This is a genomic window from Bradyrhizobium sp. BR 1433 (assembly GCF_051547665.1).
GTDB lineage: Bacteria > Pseudomonadota > Alphaproteobacteria > Rhizobiales > Xanthobacteraceae > Bradyrhizobium > Bradyrhizobium australafricanum.
The window spans coordinates 4745055-4762204 of sequence record NZ_JBPUGG010000001.1 but is presented as its reverse complement, the minus strand read 5'-3'; the positions used below and the strand labels follow the sequence as shown (position 1 = coordinate 4762204).

Below are 17150 nucleotides of genomic sequence, written 5' to 3'. Positions count from 1 at the left end.
ACACATGCCTGCTGCAGTCCTTGCCTTGACCGCCGGTGCCTTTGGTATCGGCACCACCGAATTCCTCATCATGGGACTGCTGCTGCAGGTCGCCGCCGACATGCAGGTATCCGTATCCGCTGCAGGCCTGCTGATCTCCGGCTATGCGCTCGGCGTGTTCGTCGGCGCGCCGATCCTGACGCTGGCAACACGGCGGATGCCGCGCAAGGCGGTACTGCTGGCGCTGATGGCGATCTTCATGCTCGGCAACGCAGCGTGTGCGCTGGCGCCGAGCTACGGGCTTTTGATGGCGGCACGCATTCTGACCTCGCTGGCGCACGGCACCTTCTTCGGCGTCGGCTCGGTGGTGGCGACAAGCCTCGTCCCGGAAGACAAGCGCGCGTCGGCGATCGCCACGATGTTCATCGGGCTCACGGTCGCGACTCTGCTCGGCGTGCCCTTCGGCGCCTGGTTCGGCCTGATGCTCGGCTGGCGCGCGGCGTTCTGGGCGGTGGCGGCGATCGGCGTGATCGCGTTCATCGTGCTGGCGGTGCTCGTCCCCGGCCATGTCGGAGCCAACGACAAGCCCGCGCCGCTGCGCGAGGAGCTCGCCGTGCTCGGCCGCCCGCAGGTGCTGCTGGGACTTGCCATGACGGTGTTCGGCTTCGGCGGGCTGTTCGCGGTCTTCACCTATGTGCAGCCGATCCTGACGCGGCTCACCGGCTTCTCTGACGCCGCGGTGTCGCCGATCCTGCTGGTGTTCGGCGCCGGCCTTGCGATCGGCAACGTCGCGGGCGGCCGGCTCGCCGACAAGGGACTTGCGCGGGCGCTGCTGGTATCGCTCGGTGGCCTCGCCGCCGTGCTCGTCGCGCTGACGGCGGTCGTCCCGATCAAGGCATTGGCGGTCGTGGTGCTGTTCATTCTCGGCATCGCCGCGTTCGCGACCGTGGCGCCGCTGCAGCTCCGCGTGCTCGAAGCCGCCGGCGTCGAAGGGCGGACGCTGGCCTCCAGCCTGAACATCGCGGCGTTCAATCTCGGCAACGCGCTCGGCGCCTGGGCCGGCGGCGTCACCATCGATCGCGGCCTCGGCCTCGGCGCGCTGCCGTTGGTGGCCGCCGTCATCACTGCAATCGGCCTGGTGCTTGCACTGTGGAGCCTGCGCCTCGATCGGCCGATCGCGCTCGCCGCGCAATGCCCGGCGGAATGAATCGGATCAAGGGAGCATGAACATGGAATACCGCAATCTCGGTGCATCCGGCCTGAAAGTCCCCGTGCTCAGCTTCGGCACCGGCACGTTCGGTGGACAGGGACCTCTGTTTTCGGCCTGGGGCCGCAGCGACGCCAGCGAGGCGCGACGGCTGATCGACATCTGCCTCGAGGCCGGGGTCAATTTGTTTGATACCGCCGATGTCTATTCGAACGGCGCATCGGAAGAAATCCTCGGCGCCGCGATCAAGGGCCGCCGCGACAGGGTGTTGATCTCGACCAAGACCGGCCTGCCGATGGGCGACGGTCCGCTCGATGCCGGAACGTCGCGATACCGTCTGGTCGCGGCGGTCGACGCCGCGCTGCGCCGGCTCAACACGCTGGTGCGCGCCGGCAAGCTGCGCTATGTCGGCGCCTCGAATTTCTCCGGCTGGCATCTGATGAAATCACTCGGTGTCGCCGAGCGGCATGGCTGGCCGCGCTACGTGGCGCACCAAGTCTATTATTCGCTGGTCGGCCGCGACTATGAATCCGAGCTGATGCCGCTCGCGCTCGACCAGGGCGTCGGCGCGCTGGTCTGGAGTCCGCTCGGCTGGGGCCGCCTCACCGGCAAGATCAGGCGCGGTCAGCCATTGCCGACCAACAGCCGCCTGCACGAGACCGCGCAATTCGGGCCGCCGGTCGACGACGAAAAGCTTTACGCGATCGTCGACGCGCTGGACGCGGTCGCCACAGAGACCGGCCGCAGCGTGCCGCAGATCGCGATTGCCTGGCTGCTGACGCGGCCGAGCGTCTCGTCCGTGATCATTGGCGCCCGCGATGAGGCGCAGTTGCGCGACAATCTCGGCGCGGTCGGATGGTCGCTCTCGGCGGACCAGATCGCGCGTCTCGACCGCGCGAGCGCGGTGATGCCGGCCTATCCGTACTATCCCTACCGAATCCAGGAAGGCTTTGCGCGGTTGAACCCGTCACCGGTGTGAGTCCGTCGCTGGCCCGGTCTCACGCCTGGACAGTGTGCTCGCAGACCTGCCGGCGATATTCCGCCGGCGTGACGTTCATGTGCTGCCGGAACACGCGATTGAGGTGGCTTTGATCGGCAAAGCCGGCGAGCAGCGCGATCTCTTTCAGCGCGACGCGGTCCTTGCGCAGATGCTGGCACGCATGCTCGACCTTGCGCCGCAGGACATAGGCATGCGGCCGCATGCCGTAGTGCACGCGGAATTTGCGGGCGAACTGGACCGGCGTGCAATTGCAGATGTTCGCCAACTCCTCCAGCGTGATGTTCCGGAAGATGTTCTGCTCGATATAGTCCTCGATCAGCCGGGCATGCGCCGGGCGAAAGCGTCCTTGCGCGCAGGGCATCTTGAACTCGATCGCCGCATATTTCCGCAAGATGTGCACGCTCGCCTGCAGCGCCAGCGCATCATAGCAGAGCCGCCCTCCGGGACCGCCCGCGGCGACTTCCTGGACCATTTGATCGTTGATCCAGGTCAGCATTGGGTCTTCGACCTTGAGCAGGTCGTGAATCTCGATCGTTTCGGCGTCGCGGTCGAAGGCATCGCTCGCGGTCTTCGTCATGAGGGCAGGCGAGATGTAGAAATGGCTGACCTCAATGTCGTTGTTCCAATGCCAGCTTGACGGCTCCGCGCGCGTCATGAGCGACGTGACGCCACGACCGACGTGATCCTGCTTCCACGCGCCGGTGACGCGGCGGTTCATCGACGTCACGCCGTCGCGATAGAGCACCAGGAGGAAGTTTGCCGACGGCGGGACCCAGATGTCTGACGGCGCATAGCGGAAAATTCGCAGCCGAAAATCGCTTCTCCCGACTGACAAACTATCCAGCTTCATCTCGCCGGGAGCGTAGCGCGGCAGCTCCTCGACCGTGATCAACTGGCCCATCGCGCGAGCCTCCTCCCTGGGATTGGTGGCGCGGTTGACCGCTTGTTCTTGGCCGGACGGCTGACCGCAGAATAGGCCGCTTTCGCCGTTTGCCAAGGAGACCAATGGCCGGTCGGTCACTTGAACGGCAGCGTTCCAGAGATTGTCGGTTTCGTCCAAGCCGCGCGGCCGAACGGCCCGTAGCCTGCTCCGCGTTTCGGCGATAGCGCGAGCGGCCGAGACCCAAATTGACGCAACGCACCATCATCCGGCGACACCGCGGGTGGGAAGGTGCGTGCGAGAAGCCAGACACAGGAGGAAATCATGAACGAGGCCGCCACAAGGTCGAATGGAAGCAATGGTGCGCATGCAACGACCAAGCTCGACGCCGTGATCGTCGGCGCCGGCGTCGCCGGTCTCTATCAATTGTTCCGCCTGCGTGAGCAGGGACTGAGTGTGAAGGCGATCGACGCCGGGTCTGGCGTCGGCGGCACCTGGTATTGGAACCGCTATCCCGGGGCACGCTTCGATTCCGAAGGCCACACCTATCAGTACCTGTTCTCCGAGGAGCTCTACAAAGGCTGGAGCTGGAGCGAGCGCTTCCCGGGCCAGCCGGAAATCGAGCGCTGGCTGAACTACGTTGCCGACCGCCTCGACCTCAGGAAGGACATCCAGTTCGGCACCACGGTGAAGAGCGCTCATTTCAATGAGGCGACGCAACGCTGGCAGGTCGCGACCGACCAGGGCGACGTGATCGATACCCAGTTCCTCGTCACCTGCTGCGGCATGCTCTCGGCCCCGCACGTGTCCTTCTCGGGACAGGAGACGTTCAAGGGCAAGCTGTTCCACACCGCGCGCTGGCCCAAGGGACCGATCGAGCTCGCCGGCAAACGCGTCGGCGTGGTCGGCAACGGCGCGACCGGGATCCAGGTGATCCAGTCGATCGCCGGTGAGGTCGGCCACCTCAAGGTGTTCATCCGCACCCCGCAATACATCATCCCGATGAAGAACCCGAAATGGGGTGCGTCGGATGCCGAGGCCTACAAGTCGAAGTTCAAGTTCCTCACCGAGCGGCTGCCGAAGACGTTCACCGGCTTCGAATTCGACTTCGAGCATGCCTGGGCCAACCTGACGCCACAGCAGCGCCGCCACGTGATCGAGGACTGCTGGAACGACGGATCCCTGAAACTGTGGGTTTCGTCCTTCGCCGAACTGTTCTTCGACGAAGCCGTCAACGCCGAGATCACCGAATTCGTGCGCGAGAAGATGCGCGAGCGGATCAAGGACCCCAAGCTGTGCGAACTGCTGATTCCCGCCGATTACGGTTTCGGCACGCACCGGGTGCCGCTGGAGAGCAACTTCCTCGAGGCTTTCCACCGGCCCAATGTCGAGATCGTCAGCGTCAAGAGCAATCCGATCGCCCGCATCACGCCTGAGGGCATCCAGACCGCCGACGGCACGGTGCATGAGTTCGACGTCATCATCCTGGCGACCGGCTTCGACGCCGGAACGGGGGCGTTGACGCGGATCGATATCCGCGGCCGCGACGGGCGATCGCTGAAGGACGATTGGGGCAGGGACATCCGCACCACGATGGGCTTGCAGGTCCATGGCTATCCGAACCTGTTCACGACAGCGGTGCCGCTCGCGCCCTCGGCCGCGCTCTGCAACATGACCACCTGCCTGCAGCAGCAGGTGGAGTGGATCGCCGATTGCATCAGATATCTGCGCGGCAAGAACCTGAACGTCATCGAGCCGACCAGGGATACCGAGGATCAGTGGGTGGCGCATCACGATGAGACCGCCAACGCAACGCTGATCGCCAAGACCAACTCCTGGTACCTGGGCTCCAATGTCGAGGGCAAGCCGCGCCGGGTGCTGTCCTATTGCGGCGGTGTCGGCACCTACCGTCAGAAATGCGACGAAGTCGCCGCGAGCGGCTATCGCGGCTTCGCCACGCAGTAAGGCCGACCGCATTCGGACCTCGTAGCCCGGATGGAGCGAAGCGTAATCCGGGGGCTTGTGCCGCCCGGCGCCGCCGGTCCCGGATTTCGCTCCGCTCCATCCGGGCTACGCGGGTCAACATCACAAAACACAGGAGGAAGACAATGAGCACGAATTTCAGTGCAGCAGCAGATGCGATTCTCGATGGCGTCGTGACTTCAAACCCGCGCGTTCCCGGCGTCGTTGCGATGGTGACCGACCGCCATCGCAACATCTATGAAGGTGCCGCCGGCAAGCGCCGCCTCGACCAGCCCGCCGATATGACGGCCGACAGCGTGTTCGCGATCTTCTCGACGACCAAGGCGATCACCGGGACGGCCGTCCTTCAGCTCGTCGAGGAAGGCAAGCTCGATCTCGACGCGCCGGCCAAAACCTATGCGCCCGACATCGGCAAGCTCCAGGTGATCGAGGGCTTTGACGACAAGGGCGAGCCGCGGCTTCGTCCACCGAAACGCGACATCACCACCCGCATGCTGATGGTCCATTCCGCGGGTCTGAGCTACGACTTCATCAATCACACCTATAACCGGCTGGCGCAGGAGAAAGGGCAGCCCAGCGTCATCACGGCGTCCAAGGCTTCGCTGATGACGCCGCTGCTGTTCGATCCGGGCGAGCGCTGGGAATACGGCACCAATATGGATTGGTGCGGCCAGATCGTCGAGGCCATCACCGGCCGCCGGCTCGGCGAGGTCTTCAAGACACGCATCTTCGAGCCGCTCGGGATCATGGACACGACGTTCGAGCTCACCCACGCGATGCGCCGCAAGCTGGCGGGCATCCACGCCCGCAACGCCGACGGCTCGCTGACGCCGATGGATTTCGAGCTGCCGGCCAATCCCGAGATCCACATGGGTGGCCACGGGCTTTACGGCACCATCGGCGACTACATGCGCTTCATCCGGATGTGGCTGAACGACGGCGCCGGCGAGCACGGGCGTGTCCTCAAGGCCGAGACCGTGCGGATGGCGGAGAAGAACCATCTCGGAAACAACAAGGTCACCGCGATCACCGGCGTGATCACCTCGCTCGCCAACGACGCCGAGTTCTTCCCGGTCAGTCGAAATCCTGGGCGCTGAGCTTCATGATCAACGAGGAGCAGGCTCCGACCGGCCGCCCCGCCGGCGCGCTCGGCTGGGCCGGTCTCGCCAATCTGTTCTACTGGATCGATCGGCAGAACGGTTTTGGCGGATACTGGGCGACGCAGATCCTGCCGTTTGGCGATCCGACATCCTTTATCGGCTACATCAATTTCGAGACCGCGTTCTACGAATCCCTGAGGCTGCGCAAGGCGGGATAGGGACAGCCAATCGGAGCGTGCTAAAGGCTAGCTCGCTCCGAGCAGCTCCGTGATCAGCCCCGCTGCCTTGATCCCCGTGCCGCTGATGATGACGACGGTGCGCTCCGCCGGCCGGATCGCGCCGCGCGCCTTCAGGACATCGAGCGCGGCGGCGGCCGAGGCCGAGGTCGGCTCGACGAACAGACCGGTCTGCGCCAGCCGCTTCAACGCGGCGACGATGCCGTCTTCGGGAATTGCCACGGTGCCGCCGCCGCTCTCCTTCAGTGCCGCGATCATCTGCTTCAGCCGCAGCGGATGCTTGATCGCGGTGCCCTCGGCGATGGTCTTGCGGACCGCGCGATCGACCGGCGTGTCGACGCCGGCGGCGAAGCTGGCATCGACCGGCGAGCAGTTGAGCGGCTGGGCCGCGAACAGGCGTGGCAGCCGCGCGATCTGCCCGGCCGCCAGCAGCTCGTTGAAGCCGATATAGCAGCCGAGCAGGCTGCTGCCGGCGCCGACCGGCATGATGACGTTGTCCGGCGCGGTGAAGCCGAAATCTTCCCAGATCTCATAGGCCAGCGACTTGGTGCCCTGCAGGAAGAACGGTTGCCAGTTGTGGCTGGAGTAGAAGATCTGCTTCGACTGGCGGATCGCCTCTGCCTCGGATTCCTCGCGCGGGCCTTCGACCAGCTGCACCTCGGCACCGAAGGCGTGCATCTGCGCCACCTTCATCGGCGACGTCGTGGCCGGCGCAAGGATCCTGACCCGCATGCCGCCGGCCGCGCCATAGGCTGAAACCGACGCGCCGCCATTGCCGGAGCTGTCCTCCAGCACCGCATCGACGCCGAGCTGGCGCAGGAACGACAGCATCACCGTGGTGCCGCGATCCTTGAAGCTTGCGGTCGGATTGAACCATTCGAGCTTGAAATGCGGCCGCAGGTCATCCCACGCCTTCTCGACGGCTGGCGTGCAGCCTTCGCCCATCGTGATCGGCCGCCTGATCTCGACCGGCAGCACCGCGCGATAGCGCCACAGCGATCGCGTCGTGCGATCGATGTCGTCGCGGGAGATGCCCGGCAGCGATGTTATCAGGAGCGGCTTGCCTTCGTCGGAGCACCAGCGCGGAATATCCAGCGGATAGAGCTTTCCGGTGAGCGGGTCGATGTAGCTGGGTGAAGGCATGTCGTGAAATCCCAAACGCGAGTGGCATTCAGCGGCCGTTACGCCGCGCCGGCCTGCCTGCTCAGATAGCTCTTTGCAAAGTCGAGATACCAGTCGAGGCATCCTGGATTGGCCATCGCATCGCGATTGATGACCTTTTCGACGGGGTGGCCGAGCAGCAGCTTCTTGACCGGCAGCTCCTGCTTTTTGCCGGACAGCGTGCGCGGAATTTCCGCCACCACGAAGATGTCGTTGGGCAGGAAGCGGCGCGACAGCCCGGCCTCGACCGCCTTGTTGATCTTGGCTTTCATCGCGGCGTCGAGCGCGATGCCCTCGCGCAGCACCACGAACAGCGGCATGTAGCTGTCGCGGCCGAGATATTCGAGGTCGACGACCATCGAATCCAGCACCTCCGGCAGCGCCTCGATCGCGGAATAGAGCTCGCTGGTGCCCATCCGCAGGCCATGGCGGTTGATGGTGGCGTCGCTGCGGCCATAGATCACGCAGGAGCCGTCGGGGTTGATCTTGAGCCAGTCGCCATGCCGCCACACCGGGCCGCGGCCGGACCCGTCGAAATTGTCGGGATAGGTTTCGAAATAGCTCGACAAATAGCGCGCGTTGCCGGGATCGTTCCAGAAGCGCAGCGGCATCGAGGGCAGCGGCTCGGTGCAGACGAGCTCGCCGACCTCGTCGATCACCGCGTGGCCCTGCTCGTCGAACGCTTCCACCGCGCAGCCGAGCAGGCGGCATTGCATGATGCCCGGCGTCTGCGGCAATTCGCGATTGCCGCCGATGAAGGCGCCGGCGAAATCGGTGCCGCCGGAAATATTGGCCCACCACATATCGGCCTGCGCGGCATTGCCGTTCTGCTTCGCAAGCGCTGCGAAGCGCTCGTTGAACCAGGCTTGGGTGTCGGCGCTGAGCGGCGAGCCGGTCGAGCCGAGCGTGCGTAGGCCGGAGAGGTCGCCGACGGCAGCGAGATCGATCTCCGCCTTGGTGCAATTGGCGAAGAACGCCGCGCCTGCGCCGAAGAAGGTCGCCTTGGCGTCGGCGACGAAGCGCCACAGCGTGGTCCAGTCCGGCTTGTCCTTGGTGCCGCCGGGACTGCCGTCGAAGATGCAGCAGGTCGTGCCGTTGAGCAGGCCGTTGGCCTGGCAATTCCACATGATCCAGCCGGTCGAAGAGTACCAGTGGAAGCGTTCGCCGAACGAGTTCGGCTGATAGCTGCAGCCGATGTCGTTGTGCAGCGTCGAGAGCGGCAGCGCCACGACGATGATGCCGCCATGGCTGTGCAGGATCGGCTTCGGCAAGCCGGTGGTGCCCGAGGAATAGACGATCCAGAGCGGATGATCGAACGGCAGCCATTCCGGCTCGAAGGCGTCGATCTCCGCGCTCCGGCCCGCGAGGATCGATGACAATCGCGTCTCGGACGGCGCGGCGTCGCTGTGCAGGATGAACATGCTGCACGGTCGGCAGCGCGCGCCGCAATTCCTCGATCACACCTTGCCGGTCGTGGCGCCGGCCGGCATAGGTCACGGCGTCGCAGGCGATCAGCACCTTCGGCTCGATCTGCTTGAAGCGATCGATCACCGCGGGCGCCGCCATGTCGGGCGCGCAGACGCTCCAGACCGCGCCCAGGCTCGCGGTCGCGAGGAACGCGATGATCGTCTCGGGAATGTTCGGCAAGTAGGCGGCGACCCGGTCGCCGGCGCGCACGCCGTTGGCCTTCAGATGCAGCGCCAGCGCTGCCGATTTGCGCTGCAGCTCGGGCCAGCTCGTCTCCGAGAGCTTGCCGTCCTCGCCGCTCGAGATCAGGGCCGGCAGTCCCGCGGTATGCGCCGGCGCGACATGGCGGAAGACCTGGCGCGCGTAGTTCACCGAAGCGCCGGGAAACCACACCGCGCCCGGCATCTTGCGCTCGGCCAGCACCGCCGAATGCGGCGTCGGCGAGCGCAGGTCGAAATAATCCCACACGCTCTGCCAGAAGGCGTCGATATCGGTGACCGACCAGCGCCGCATCGCCTCGAAATCCGCAAATTCAAGGCCGCGCGTCTGCTTCAGCCATTGGCGGTAAAGAGCCATTTGCGGGACGTAAGGTGCTGTCATGGGCGGTTTCCGAAAGTCCTTGTGTCGTGGCGGGCGACCGAGGCCCGCCGGCGTGTCTTAACATAGTGATGCGAGCACGGGGAACGCAGTCGAACTGCTGCCTGCGTCATATTCTTACCGCCTCCGCAGCGTGCTATTGCGTTGGGTGCGGGGCTGATTCCATATGTATCCGGTGAAGTGAGCGGCCATGTCCGTCGGCGAACTCTTCATCCTCGGCTTCCACGGCAAGGTCATTCCGCCCTGGCTGAAGGAATTTGCCGCGCAGTTCGGGCTCGGCGGGGTAATCCTGTTCGACTATTCCTGCCAGACCCGGCAGTACGACAACAACATCGCCTCGCCCGCGCAGGTGCAGTCGCTCTGCGCCGAGATCGCGGCGCTGCCGTCGCGGCCGCTGGTCTTCATCGACCAGGAGGGCGGCCTGGTGCGCCGGCTCAAGGACAGCTGCGGTTTTCAGCCGCTGCCGAGCGCGAAGGAGTTCAACCTGCTCGCGCGCGCGGAAAAGCAGACGGTGCTGGCCGCAAGCTACGGCGAGCTGCGCCGGCTCGGCATCCGCTACAATTTCGCGCCTGTCATCGACGTCGACTACAATCCCGACAATCCCAACATCGGCAGGATCAAGCGGTCCTATTCGCCCGATATCGGTGAGGTCGAGGCCAATGCCCGGCTGGTCGACGCTGCGGCGCGGCAGGCGGGAGTAGGCCTCTGCCTGAAGCATTTTCCGGGCATCGGCGGTGCAAGCGTCGATTCGCACCTGGAGTTCATGGACATTTCCGATGCGCTGCGTCCCGAGCAGGAGGAGCTGTTCTACGCGTTGGCGCCGCGCACCTATGGCGATGCGGTGCTGGTCAGCCACGCCATTGTCCGGCAGTGGGACGCGCAGCGTCCGATGACATTGTCATCGGCCGGGCTCGGCCGGCTTCGCCGTCGTCTGCCCGAGACGTTGCTGATCACCGACGACATGCAGATGCAGGGGCTGCAGAAGGCGCTCGGCACAAGCGCGGCCAGCCTGCAGTCGATCGCCGCCGGCATGGACATGATCTGCATCGGCAACAATCTGTTCGACCAGGAGCAGGGGATGGCCGGCATCGCCGCGGCGGTCGCGGGTGCGGTGCAGGATGGATCACTCGATCAGGCCGCGGTGCGGCGATCCATTGCGCGCGTGCAAAAGCGCAAGGCGCTGTTCGCCTGACGGCGTTGAACCAAATTTTGCGTCGGGCGACCACAAGGTGTGGAACCAAATTTCATTGCCGCGATTTAACAATGACGCTCATCGGGGCTGACAACCATGAAGATGCTCAAGCGTCTCTTCCGATTGACCTGGCTACGTCGGGCCGCACGCAAACCAGCCGATTTTCCGCCTGCCTCCATCGATCCTGACGAATTCAGCCGCCTGCTTTGCAGCGGGCGCGCCGAGGATTTGCGGACACTGGCAAAGCGATTGAGCCAGCGCTCGCGGGCCCACGCATAGGCGGTGGATCGGATCCAATCGCTAGCCCGGTCTTCGGCCAAAACCGGCAACTCCGGCGCGCGGCCGTGACTCCCGGCATCGGTCTCGATACGACCAGTTACTGCTTTGCTTTTTCATGATTGCCGATCCCGACCGCCTTGTAGTCGTAGGTCGGGTAGAACTCGGTGTGGTAGGCGCCCCAGGCGCTGTTCTCGATGACGCGGTTGACCTCGCGCAGCCGCGATGCCGGCAGCCGCAGCGTCACCACCTGGCCGATCCCCATCATCACGTACCAGCTGACGACCTCGACACCCTCGGGCGGAAACGCCTTGTAGAAGCCCTGCCGCTCAAGCTGGGCATTGAGCTCACCGAGCGGTCGTGACTGATCATGCTTGAAGAAGATGGTGAGCATGACCGCGGTGTCGGGCGTCGGCGTTGCATCGCTGGTCGGCGGGGTCTGGGCCTGCGCGCCTGCGCCAAGCAGCAGTGCCGCGGCGAGCGCCGCAATCGTCATCAAGGAAATCCAGAATCCGTTCCGCCCTCGCTTCATGGCCGCGCCCTTATTGCTGATCGAGAGGCGGCGATCATCGCGACGCCTGCCGGGGCTGTAAATTGACATTCGCCTGATCCGGTGCTTGCCCGACGCTTCTCGGTTGATGTGAACCGTCTCATAGGTGCGCGCGCCCGCGTGCGGTATGCCGAGGCCATCCCGATGCCCAGAGGGATGATCGATGACGACCCGGCGAATGGCGTATTGGTGGTTCAGGTTCGTTCTTTCGGGGCGGTTCCTGCAGAAATTCCTTCGGCTCCGGCGCCCCTGAGGCGCCGGGCCGCGAATTCCGGCCTTTTTCAATCCGGAAGCCAGGGGCCGGAAATGGCTGCCCGAACCGTTGAAGGTCGATGTCCGGCGGAGAATCCCGCCGGTGGCGGCCTCGCCCATCCGTCCCGTAAGAATACTGTAATTCGACTCAAATATGCGAGATTCGTTGCCAAATCAGCGGTAACCTGCGCCTGCTTGGCAGGTCGGGGACCGAGGTCACAGTTGCGTCACCCGTAGTTCTACGGAGCCCCATGTTAACGCGGCCACAAGTTCACCTTTGGTAAACCATACTTATGACGCAACATGACAACCGAGCCGAGGCGCGCCTTCCGGCATGGACGGGTGGAACCGCGACGCTCGAGCCGCAGTCGCTTGACACTCAGGGACCCGCAGGACCGCGGCCGCAGGCGGACGCCGGTGCCGCGATCGTCCGGCAGTTCAATGGGCCGGTGACGGCGCTGCTGCTCTATATGAACGAACTCAAGCAGCACAGTCAGCAATTCGCGCACGCGCCCGGCAACGGCGTCTATCTGCGGCAGGTGATCGAGAACGCGCTCGAGCAGACCGAGCGCGTGTCCGCGATGCTGAAGCAGATTTCCGACCTCTATCCCAATGCCGTCCCGGCCGCAGACCTCAAGCCGCCGGGCGACGACAAGCCGGCAGGCTCCCGGTCGCCGGATGTCATGTTCGCACCGGAAGCCGGCCGCAAGCCATTGACCAAGCGCGAGCGTGAAGTGCTAAGCCTGATCAGCGACGGCTATTCCAACAAGCAGGGCGCGCTGCGGATGAACATCAGCCCGCGCACGTTCGAGAGCCATCGCGCCGAGGCGATGCGCAAGCTCGGGGCGCGCAACACCGCCGACCTCGTCCGCAAGGCCTTGCTGCATTCGGCATAGAGCGTTTTCAAGCGAAGTGGTTCGCGCAAAGAAGACGCGTCAAAACTGAAAACCGGAGCCCCGTTCCGATTCCATCGGAATGGGGCTCTGAGCGATGTTCGGTTCGTTAGGACCCGGTTCTCAGAAATCGTCTTCCGCGGCGAAGCACAGGCGCGGTGCGAGCCGCGCGGCCGTCGCGGATGCCTTCGGTTCATCCGGAACGATCGTGACCACCCATGCCGCGGTCGCGCCAGACCTGCTTTCGACGATCGCGCGCACGCGTCCTGTGACGGTCGCGCCGGCCGACCGTATGGTGGCGGTCCGGCCGTTGAACTGGGCCATGCGGAAGCGCCGGGCTTCCTTCCGGTCGGTCGTCTGGTACGTGAACATCGGCTCCCCCGTGCGTCCACGTGAATGTGAGGAAACAGCGTTATCCGACGATGAAAATCGCACGCCGTAGAAGTACGGCTTGCACAGCGGTCAGAGCGCTTTTGAGCGAAGCGGGTGCCGGCTTGCGCGAAGAAGACGCGGCAAAAACAACAAACTCTAACGGCCGACTTCCTGACAATTCAGCAGTCCGGCATATTGCGCCTTGACCGCGGCGTAGCATTCGCACGCCGTCTTGATCAGCCCATCCGCGTTGGTGATCTCGATGTGCCCGCGGCTGTAGTGGATGAAATTGGCCTGTTGCAGGGTATGCGCGACCAGCGACACGCTGTTGCGGCGCGCGCCGATCATCTGCGCCATCGCCTCCTGCGTCAGGACGATCTTGTTGCTGCCGGAGAGATCGCGCGTGTGCAGCAGGCATCGCGCCAGCCGTGACTCCACGGTGTGCGCGGCGTTGCAGCCGGCGGTCTGCTGGATCTGGGCATAGACGGCGAGCCCGTGCCGGATCAATCTCGCGCGAAGCGTCGGGCTCTGGCCGGCAGCTGCGCGCAACGGCTCGAGTTCCACGGTCGAGGCGACGCCGGGCACCAGCACCGTGGCGTTGTTGAGGACAGGCCCTTCGACGAGCGGGGCGAATGCGCCATAGATGCTGTCGCGGCCGACCATCGCGACCTGCACGCGCTCGCCTCTAGCCAGCTTGACCACCAGCGAGATCACGCCCTTGTGCGGCATGTATGTCCGCTTGAGCATCTCGTCGGTCTCGACCAGGACCGAATCGGCCGCGAGCTCGACCGTCCGCAGATGCGGCCGAATCAATTCGAAATCGCTCGCCGAGAGCGACGCCAGGAATCCGTTGGGTGATCGAGGAACCGTTTCCAAAGCAACCTCCAGCCTGCCGGCAAAGCTTGTCTCTGGGCCCAGACTGGCGCGTGCAGCTGGACGTTCATGCAACCTATTCTGGCACGTCAAGGTTCCAATGGAAACATGTCTTGCTTCCAATAGGAATGCGCCTATCGCCGCACATTCGGGTTGTGTGCGCGGTCACAGTTGGGGCTGGGCGGCGCGCCGGTCAGTCTTCCGGCCCGATCAATTGTTCGGCGTGCGCCTTGACCGTCGTATAGCATTCACACGCCGCCTTCCGCAGGCCGTCGATATCGGTGATCTCGATATGACCGCGGCTGTAACGCAGGATACCGGCCTGCTGAAACCCATGCGCGACAATCGAAACCGCATTGCGCCGGACACCGATCATCTGCGCCAGCATCTCCTGGGTGAGCGGCAACGCCTCGCTGCCGCACAAATCGCGTGCGCGCAGCAGCCAGCGTGACAGCCGTGCCTCCACCGGATGCGAAACATTGCAGGCGACGGATTGCTGCGTCTGCGCCATCAGCGCCTGCTCATAGAGCGCGACCAGGGTCCGGAAATCCGCGCTGCGATTTGCTGCCTCGCGGAAATCCTCCGCCCGCATCATCGAGGCTGAGCCTGGCACCACGACAATCGCATCGGCAAGCAGCGGCCGCTCGTGCAGGGCGGCAGACGCGCCCACGACGCCGTCGCGACCGACGGTTGCAATCTCGACAGATTGCCCGTCGGACAGATTGATCATCATCGAGACCACGCCGCTATGCGGAAAATAAACCCGCTGCACCGGCGCGCCGGCATTGGCGAGCGCCGTTTCCTTGGTCAGGTCGACGGTTTCCAGGAGGGGATGAAGTTGCGCGTACTCCGTGGGGGAAGTGCTTGCAACAGACGATTGGGCGGACGCGATACCGCGGACATTGCTGCTCCTGCCGAGGGCGGGAGCACTACGGTCTCGCATCACCTACTCTTGGCGTGTGGAAGGACTGCGAACATAGCTTGCCTGTCCAATTGCACAAGGGTTGTGGTGTTGAAACTATACCCTCTGGAGGGCAGACGGCGTGGCCGCCGCCGGGACCGGTGATCGACGTCGATCCGCGCGGCGCGAGATCCGAGCGCGACTTTGTCTCTCATTTATTGATTTCCATTAACTCTGTTCCTCGCTGGACTTTGCATCGTGGTGACCTGCAACGCCGGCTATCGACGCGCCGGGCCTGCCGCGCCGGGATGTCGCAAGTCCTGCACATGCGCAGGAAATTCACGGCCATGACGTCGGTCCGGCGCCGACCGCGCGCTGCCGCGGCCAGCCATCGCGCCGGCCGCCCGTCGAATCACCGGCAAGGCCGTCCTGGGTATTTGTACGGACCAGCCCTTTAACGAACGGGTAGCGCGGACGGACCAGTGTGACGTGGGTCGCCGTGCGAAATTTACGGCGTCGCGTCAATCGTGTTCATCCAGAAGGGTATCCAGTATGTCCGGCATCGTTCTTTCGGCATCGGTCCGTCAAAACCTGCTTTCGCTGCAGTCGACCGCTGACCTGCTCGCCACCACGCAGAACCGCTTGTCCACCGGCAAGAAGGTCAACACTGCTCTCGACAATCCGACCAACTTCTTCACGGCGCAGTCGCTCGACAACCGCGCCAGCGACATCAACAACCTCCTGGACGGTATCGGCAACGGCGTGCAGGTGCTGCAGGCCGCCAACACCGGCATCACCTCGCTGCAGAAGCTCGTCGACAGCGCCAAGTCGGTCGCCAACCAGGCCCTGCAGGCCGCCGTCGGCTATTCCGCGAAGTCGTCGGTGACGACCGCCGCGATCCCCGGCGCGACCGCCGACAACCTGCTCGGCACCGCGACCCCGACCAACGCAACCCTCACCAGCACCGCCGCCTATACCGGCATCGACCTCACCGCGGCCGGCGCGAACCTGACGTTCCAGATCAACAGCCAGACTGTGACCTTGAACTCGGGCACGAACTACTCCGCCACGCAGGTTCGCGATGCGATCAACACGCAGGTCGGCGCCAGCGCCAAGGTCGCCGCCTCGATCGACGGCACCGGCAAGCTGGTCCTGACCAGCACCAACACCGCCGGCACCGGCGACACGCTCACCGTCGGTACGTTCAGCTCGGGCGATGCGACGCAGCTCGGCCTGCCGGCCGGTGCTACGGCAACCGCAACCGGCACGGCTGGCGCGAGCCCGCTGGATACCCTCACGCTGACCATTGGCGCGACCGGCAACGGCACCGCGACCAACATCACCTTCGGCACCGGCACGGGCAAGGTGAAGTCCCTCAACGACCTGAACGCCGCGCTGTCGGCTAACAACCTGCAGGCCTCGCTCAGTGCGGCCGGTGCGCTCACCATCAGCACCACCAACGATGCCGCTTCGGCGACCATCGGCACGATCGGCGGCACGGCGGCCGGCGCCGGCAAGCTGTTCAACGGCCTCGCGGGCAGCGCCCCGGTGCAGGACCCGACCGCGCTGGCGAACCGCGCCAACCTGGTCAACCAGTACAACAACATCCTGGACCAGATCACCACGACCGCCCAGGACGCGTCGTACAACGGCATCAACCTGCTCAATGGCGATCAGCTCAAGCTGACCTTCAACGAGACGGGCTCCTCGACGCTGAAGATCCAGGGTGTGACCTTCGACGCCACCGGCCTCAACCTCACCAAGCTGACCGCCGGCACGGACTTCGTGGACAACGCTTCGGCCAATGCCACGCTGAAGACGCTGAACAGCGCGAGCGGCCTGCTGCGCACCCAGGCTTCGACCCTCGGTTCGAACCTGTCGATCGTGCAGATCCGCCAGGACTTCTCGAAGAACCTGATCAACGTGCTGCAGACCGGCTCGTCCAACCTGACGCTGGCCGACACCAACGAGGAAGCGGCCAACAGCCAGGCGCTGTCGACCCGCCAGTCGATCGCGGTGTCCGCGCTGGCGCTGGCCAACCAGTCGCAGCAGAGCGTTCTGCAGCTGCTCCGCTAAGCGTAGCCGCGACAGACATCGACTATCGAGGCGGCGGAGGAAACTCCGCCGCCTTTTCTTTGGCTGCGCTTAACCATCCCGCCGGGTTCAACCAATGAGCGATCGCGTTCGGATGCAGGCGGTCGTCATGTCGCGAACGTTTTGCAAGACTTAGC

The 17150-nt window shown here is 64.7% G+C and carries 13 protein-coding genes and 2 pseudogenes; 8 read left to right on the top strand and 7 right to left on the bottom strand.

Annotation, left to right across the window (positions count from 1 at the left end; genetic code table 11):
* Nucleotides 1-4 precede the first annotated feature (4 nt).
* Both ACSKB9_RS22980 and ACSKB9_RS22975 read left to right on the top strand, forming a co-directional pair.
* Nucleotides 5-1186, top strand: coding sequence for an MFS transporter (locus tag ACSKB9_RS22980; RefSeq protein ID WP_438075963.1), 1182 nt, complete (start codon nucleotides 5-7; stop codon nucleotides 1184-1186).
* A 22-nt stretch (nucleotides 1187-1208) separates the two neighbouring features.
* Nucleotides 1209-2165, top strand: a complete 957-nt coding sequence (locus ACSKB9_RS22975; protein WP_438075961.1) for an aldo/keto reductase — start codon at nucleotides 1209-1211, stop codon at nucleotides 2163-2165.
* A gap of 19 nt (nucleotides 2166-2184) precedes the next feature.
* Here the strand turns inward: ACSKB9_RS22975 and ACSKB9_RS22970 are convergent, their stop codons facing one another.
* Nucleotides 2185-3087 (bottom strand): helix-turn-helix transcriptional regulator, encoded by a 903-nt coding sequence (locus ACSKB9_RS22970; protein WP_438075959.1) that lies wholly within the window; start codon nucleotides 3085-3087, stop codon nucleotides 2185-2187.
* Between the two features lie 303 nt (nucleotides 3088-3390).
* Between ACSKB9_RS22970 and ACSKB9_RS22965 the strand changes: the two genes are divergently transcribed.
* Both ACSKB9_RS22965 and ACSKB9_RS22960 read left to right on the top strand, forming a co-directional pair.
* Nucleotides 3391-5031 carry a flavin-containing monooxygenase gene (locus ACSKB9_RS22965; RefSeq protein ID WP_438075957.1) on the top strand — a complete coding sequence of 547 codons (1641 nt, stop codon included), beginning with the start codon at nucleotides 3391-3393 and terminating at the stop codon, nucleotides 5029-5031.
* A 143-nt stretch (nucleotides 5032-5174) separates the two neighbouring features.
* Nucleotides 5175-6367, top strand: a pseudogene (locus ACSKB9_RS22960) (serine hydrolase domain-containing protein).
* A 27-nt stretch (nucleotides 6368-6394) separates the two neighbouring features.
* Here ACSKB9_RS22960 and ACSKB9_RS22955 read toward each other — a convergent pair.
* Together ACSKB9_RS22955 and ACSKB9_RS22950 are read right to left on the bottom strand one after the other, a co-directional pair.
* Nucleotides 6395-7528: a threonine synthase gene (locus ACSKB9_RS22955; RefSeq protein ID WP_438075955.1), complete on the bottom strand. Its 1134-nt coding sequence runs from the start codon at nucleotides 7526-7528 to the stop codon at nucleotides 6395-6397.
* 38 nt (nucleotides 7529-7566) lie between these two features.
* Nucleotides 7567-9613, bottom strand: a pseudogene (locus tag ACSKB9_RS22950) (acetoacetate--CoA ligase).
* Between the two features lie 187 nt (nucleotides 9614-9800).
* Between ACSKB9_RS22950 and ACSKB9_RS22945 the strand changes: the two are divergent.
* Together ACSKB9_RS22945 and ACSKB9_RS22940 are read left to right on the top strand one after the other, a co-directional pair.
* Complete coding sequence (locus ACSKB9_RS22945; protein WP_438075953.1) at nucleotides 9801-10802, top strand: glycoside hydrolase family 3 N-terminal domain-containing protein; 1002 nt, start codon at nucleotides 9801-9803, stop codon at nucleotides 10800-10802.
* A gap of 96 nt (nucleotides 10803-10898) precedes the next feature.
* Complete coding sequence (locus tag ACSKB9_RS22940) at nucleotides 10899-11081, top strand: hypothetical protein (RefSeq protein WP_225163741.1); 183 nt, start codon at nucleotides 10899-10901, stop codon at nucleotides 11079-11081.
* Between the two features lie 97 nt (nucleotides 11082-11178).
* Here ACSKB9_RS22940 and ACSKB9_RS22935 read toward each other — a convergent pair whose 3' ends face one another.
* Entirely contained in the window at nucleotides 11179-11610 is a 432-nt protein-coding gene (locus tag ACSKB9_RS22935; protein ID WP_375167122.1) for a hypothetical protein, read from the bottom strand.
* 563 nt (nucleotides 11611-12173) lie between these two features.
* On the opposite strand from ACSKB9_RS22935, the gene ACSKB9_RS22930 reads away from it, so the two are divergent.
* Nucleotides 12174-12776: a helix-turn-helix domain-containing protein gene (locus tag ACSKB9_RS22930; protein ID WP_438075951.1), complete on the top strand. Its 603-nt coding sequence runs from the start codon at nucleotides 12174-12176 to the stop codon at nucleotides 12774-12776.
* A 120-nt stretch (nucleotides 12777-12896) separates the two neighbouring features.
* Here ACSKB9_RS22930 and ACSKB9_RS22925 read toward each other — a convergent pair whose 3' ends face one another.
* From ACSKB9_RS22925 to ACSKB9_RS22915, 3 genes are all read right to left on the bottom strand, one after another.
* Nucleotides 12897-13145 (bottom strand): hypothetical protein, encoded by a 249-nt coding sequence (locus ACSKB9_RS22925; protein WP_253588544.1) that lies wholly within the window; start codon nucleotides 13143-13145, stop codon nucleotides 12897-12899.
* A 156-nt stretch (nucleotides 13146-13301) separates the two neighbouring features.
* The gene (locus ACSKB9_RS22920) at nucleotides 13302-14021 is read right to left on the bottom strand and encodes a Crp/Fnr family transcriptional regulator (protein ID WP_092090036.1); all 720 of its coding nucleotides are present in this window, start codon (nucleotides 14019-14021) and stop codon (nucleotides 13302-13304) included.
* A gap of 190 nt (nucleotides 14022-14211) precedes the next feature.
* Nucleotides 14212-14961, bottom strand: coding sequence for a Crp/Fnr family transcriptional regulator (locus ACSKB9_RS22915; RefSeq protein ID WP_438075948.1), 750 nt, complete (start codon nucleotides 14959-14961; stop codon nucleotides 14212-14214).
* Between the two features lie 510 nt (nucleotides 14962-15471).
* Here ACSKB9_RS22915 and ACSKB9_RS22910 point away from each other — a divergent pair.
* Nucleotides 15472-16995, top strand: a complete 1524-nt coding sequence (locus ACSKB9_RS22910; protein ID WP_438075946.1) for a flagellin — start codon at nucleotides 15472-15474, stop codon at nucleotides 16993-16995.
* Nucleotides 16996-17150 lie beyond the last annotated feature (155 nt).

Bases quoted from the DNA above. Each gene is read 5' to 3' on its own strand.
- ACSKB9_RS22980 (WP_438075963.1), top strand. From the start codon at position 5: ATGCCTGCTGCAGTCCTTGCCTTGACCGCCGGTGCCTTTGGTATCGGC.
- ACSKB9_RS22975 (WP_438075961.1), top strand. From the start codon at position 1,209: ATGGAATACCGCAATCTCGGTGCATCCGGCCTGAAAGTCCCCGTGCTC.
- ACSKB9_RS22970 (WP_438075959.1), bottom strand. From the start codon at position 3,087: ATGGGCCAGTTGATCACGGTCGAGGAGCTGCCGCGCTACGCTCCCGGC.
- ACSKB9_RS22965 (WP_438075957.1), top strand. From the start codon at position 3,391: ATGAACGAGGCCGCCACAAGGTCGAATGGAAGCAATGGTGCGCATGCA.
- ACSKB9_RS22955 (WP_438075955.1), bottom strand. From the start codon at position 7,528: ATGCCTTCACCCAGCTACATCGACCCGCTCACCGGAAAGCTCTATCCG.
- ACSKB9_RS22945 (WP_438075953.1), top strand. From the start codon at position 9,801: ATGTCCGTCGGCGAACTCTTCATCCTCGGCTTCCACGGCAAGGTCATT.
- ACSKB9_RS22940 (WP_225163741.1), top strand. From the start codon at position 10,899: ATGAAGATGCTCAAGCGTCTCTTCCGATTGACCTGGCTACGTCGGGCC.
- ACSKB9_RS22935 (WP_375167122.1), bottom strand. From the start codon at position 11,610: ATGAAGCGAGGGCGGAACGGATTCTGGATTTCCTTGATGACGATTGCG.
- ACSKB9_RS22930 (WP_438075951.1), top strand. From the start codon at position 12,174: ATGACGCAACATGACAACCGAGCCGAGGCGCGCCTTCCGGCATGGACG.
- ACSKB9_RS22925 (WP_253588544.1), bottom strand. From the start codon at position 13,145: ATGTTCACGTACCAGACGACCGACCGGAAGGAAGCCCGGCGCTTCCGC.
- ACSKB9_RS22915 (WP_438075948.1), bottom strand. From the start codon at position 14,961: ATGCGAGACCGTAGTGCTCCCGCCCTCGGCAGGAGCAGCAATGTCCGC.
- ACSKB9_RS22910 (WP_438075946.1), top strand. From the start codon at position 15,472: ATGTCCGGCATCGTTCTTTCGGCATCGGTCCGTCAAAACCTGCTTTCG.